At 60.7% G+C, this 3,258-nt stretch carries 4 protein-coding genes; 1 reads left to right on the top strand and 3 read right to left on the bottom strand.

Features of this window, described 5'->3' with window-relative positions; genetic code table 11:
• Positions 1-364: 364 nt before the first annotated feature.
• The gene (locus tag M9827_RS24340) at positions 365-1,306 is read left to right on the top strand and encodes an AEC family transporter (protein ID WP_250607595.1); all 942 of its coding nucleotides are present in this window, start codon (positions 365-367) and stop codon (positions 1,304-1,306) included.
• 85 nt (positions 1,307-1,391) lie between these two features.
• Here M9827_RS24340 and M9827_RS24345 read toward each other — a convergent pair whose 3' ends face one another.
• The 3 genes from M9827_RS24345 to M9827_RS24355 are packed head-to-tail and all read right to left on the bottom strand — an operon-like array spanning position 1,392 to position 3,245.
• Positions 1,392-1,769, bottom strand: coding sequence for a carboxymuconolactone decarboxylase family protein (locus M9827_RS24345; RefSeq protein ID WP_123451658.1), 378 nt, complete (start codon positions 1,767-1,769; stop codon positions 1,392-1,394).
• Complete coding sequence (locus M9827_RS24350; RefSeq protein ID WP_250607597.1) at positions 1,766-2,827, bottom strand: calcium/sodium antiporter; 1,062 nt, start codon at positions 2,825-2,827, stop codon at positions 1,766-1,768. The genes M9827_RS24345 and M9827_RS24350 overlap by 4 nt, the downstream gene beginning before the upstream one ends.
• Positions 2,828-2,873: 46 nt before the next feature.
• The gene (locus M9827_RS24355; RefSeq protein WP_250607599.1) at positions 2,874-3,245 is read right to left on the bottom strand and encodes a septal ring lytic transglycosylase RlpA family protein; all 372 of its coding nucleotides are present in this window, start codon (positions 3,243-3,245) and stop codon (positions 2,874-2,876) included.
• Positions 3,246-3,258 lie beyond the last annotated feature (13 nt).

Consider the following 3,258-nt stretch of genomic DNA (forward strand, 5'->3'; position numbering starts at 1 on the left):
GACCGCTTATGAGCGGGCGATGGCGTCAAAACCACCTATCGAGGTGTCCGGAATTAGTTGACCACTGCATATGGATTCAACGAAGTCATTTCAGGTCGATGGATTTCTGCAATATCCCGCGATCGGTCCCCTCTCCTTCGGGGAGAGGGTTAGGGTGAGGGGCTGATCGAGTTGTCTGGCGCTATACATCGACTTGAAATACCGAGTTGATTATGGATTCAGCGATGTCATTTCAGGTCGGTGGATTTTCAGAATATCCCCCGATCGGTCCCCTCTCCCTCGGGGAGAGGGTTAGGGTGAGGGGCTTTTGATGCTTTTGGCTTATCATTAGCCCCCTAACGACGCTCACCCAAGGCTCCCCGGCATGCTGGCAATCTTCCTCGAAACCCTGAACATCACCGCGCCGGTGTTTGCCATGCTGTTTCTCGGTGTGCTGCTCAAGCGCATCGACTGGATCAACGATAATTTCATCCACACCGCCTCGTCACTGGTGTTCAACGTCACCATGCCGGCGCTGCTGTTTCTCGGCATTCTGCACGCTGATCTGCACGCCGCTTTGCAACCGTCCCTGCTGATCTATTTCTCCCTTGCCACGCTGGTGAGCTTTGCCCTGGCCTGGGGCTGGGCGATTTTCCGTTGTCCGCGTGAAGATCGCGGCATCTATACCCAAGGCGCGTTTCGCGGCAATAACGGCGTGATCGGTCTGGCACTGGCGGCGAGCATGTACGGCGATTACGGGATTTCCCTCGGGGCGATTCTCGCGGCGTTGGTGATCCTGTTTTACAACACGCTGTCGACCATCGTGCTGGCGGTGTACAGCCCGGTGATCAAGTCCGATCCGTGGAGCATTTGCAAAAGCGTGTTCAGCAATCCACTGATCATCAGCGTGATTGCGGCGGCGCCGTTTGCCTATTTCAAGATCGGTTTGCCGGGTTGGCTGGAGACCTCCGGTCAGTATCTGGCGCAGACTACGTTGCCACTGGCGCTGATCTGTATTGGCGGCACGCTGTCGCTGGCGGCGTTGCGCAAGAGCGGCAGCATGGCGCTCAGCTCCAGTCTGGTGAAGATGATCGGTTTGCCGGTGCTGGCGACGCTCGGCGCGTGGTTGTGGGGCTTTCGCGGCGCGGAGCTGGGGATTCTGTTTCTGTACTTTGGCAGCCCGACGGCGGCGGCGAGTTTTGTCATGGCCCGAGCGGCGCAGGGCAATCATGAGTTGGCGGCGGCGATTATCGTGATGACCACGTTGATGGCGGCGATTACCACCAATATCGGGATTTTTGTTTTGCAGTGGGGTGGGTGGATCTGAGGGGCAGGATCAAAATATCGCAGCCTGCGGCAGCTCCTACATGGGAATGCGGTCTCCTGTAGGCGCTGCCGAAGGCTGCGATATTTTAGCTTTTCTCGTAACTGTCGATCACTTCCTGCGCCGCACGAAACGCATCGATCGCCGCCGGCACACCGGCGTACACCGCACAATGCAGCAACGCCTCACGAATTTCGTCCACCGTGCAGCCATTGTTCAGCGCACCGCGCACATGGCCCTTCAGCTCCTGCGGGCACTTCAACGCGGTCAGCGCGGCGAGGGTGATCAGGCTGCGGGTTTTCAGCGGCAGACCTTCACGATTCCACACGCCACCCCAGGCATGTTCATTGACGAAATCCTGCAGCGGCTGGGTGAACTCGGTGGCGTTGCCCAAGGCGCGATCAACGAACGCGTCGCCCATTACCTGACGGCGGACTTCAACCCCGGACTGCTTCGATTCGGTCATGGCATATCCCTCTTGTGGTGTTGGCGGCGCCAGGCGCGGATCGACGTGAACAGCAGAAACGTCAACAGCGTCGGCAAGACATAAAAAAGCATCAACCGCTCCAGCTTGCCGGCCAGCGGCATGCCGGTGGTGAACGACACCACATGCAGCCCGTAGACCAGATACAAACCGAGCAGCAGCAAACCTTCGGCACGCGTCACGCGGTAGCCGGAATAGAACACCGGCAGGCACAGCGCGGCGACGCCGAGCATCACCGGCAGGTCGAAATCCAGTGCATTAGGCGACACCGACAGCGGCGTCGGCGCGATCAGTGCGGTGAGGCCGAGCACCCCGAGCAGGTTGAACAGGTTGGCGCCGATCACGTTGCCGACGGCGATGTCGCGTTGTCCGCGCAAGGCTGCGATCAATGATGTGGCCAGTTCCGGCAGCGACGTGCCGACGGCCACCACGGTCAGGCCGATGACGCGCTCGGAGAATCCAAGATCAGTAGCCACCACAACCGCGGCGCCCAGCAGCAGATGCCCGGCAAACACCAGCATCGCCAGACCGATAACAATCATCAGCAAACTGCTGATCCACGAGGCCTGTGCAGTTTGAGGCTGTTGCGAATGGGGGCGGGCCGAGTGCTGTGACTGGCGGAACAGCAAACCCAGATACAACGCCAAAGCCGCCAACAACAGGATGCCGTCGAAGCGTCCGATCTCTTCATTCCATGCCAGCACGAACACCAGCAGGCTGGCACCGATCATCAGCGGAATGTCGAGCCGCACCAGTTGCCGCGAGACACGCAGAGGAATGATCAGCGCCGACAGGCCCAGGGTGACAAGCATATTGAAGATGCTGCTGCCGACCACGCTGCCGACGGCGATGTCCGGGTTATGCGCCAACGCCGCTTGCAGGCTGACGGCCATTTGCGGCGCGCTGCTGCCGAGGGCGACGATGGTCAGGCCGATGATCAACGGCCGCACATGCAGGCGCGCCGCCAGACGCACCGCCGCGCGCACCATCAGTTCTGCACCGAAGATCAGCAGGCACAGGCCGGCGAGCAGTTCGATCACGCTGATCAGGGGTAAATCGGCTAATCCGAAAATGGTCAGCGCTCCATCAGTCGAGGGCCTGCACGCGAACCCGCGCGGTGCCGCTGCGCAGCATGCCGAGCTGTTCGGCGGCTTCGCGGGACACGTCGATCAGGCGTCCACGGGTGTGCGGGCCGCGATCGTTGATGCGGACCACGACGGATTCATCGTTTTTCAGGTTGGTGACCTTCACCCGCGTGCCAAAGGGGAGCTGGCGGTGGGCGGCGGTCAGAGAGTTCTGGTTGAACGGCTCGCCACTGGCGGTGCGTTTACCGTGGTGTTTGGCACCGTAATAAGAGGCGACGCCGGTCTGGTCGTAACCGTGCGGGTCGATGGTGTCGGTGCTGGCGCAACCGGCCAGCAAGGAGAGCAGGGCGCAGGCGCCGAGCAGACGGTTCATTCGAAAGCTCCCA

Source organism: Pseudomonas sp. AKS31, assembly GCF_023634765.1.
Lineage (GTDB): Bacteria > Pseudomonadota > Gammaproteobacteria > Pseudomonadales > Pseudomonadaceae > Aquipseudomonas.

Bases quoted from the DNA above. Each gene is read 5' to 3' on its own strand.
- M9827_RS24340 (WP_250607595.1), top strand. From the start codon at position 365: ATGCTGGCAATCTTCCTCGAAACCCTGAACATCACCGCGCCGGTGTTT.
- M9827_RS24345 (WP_123451658.1), bottom strand. From the start codon at position 1,769: ATGACCGAATCGAAGCAGTCCGGGGTTGAAGTCCGCCGTCAGGTAATG.
- M9827_RS24355 (WP_250607599.1), bottom strand. From the start codon at position 3,245: ATGAACCGTCTGCTCGGCGCCTGCGCCCTGCTCTCCTTGCTGGCCGGT.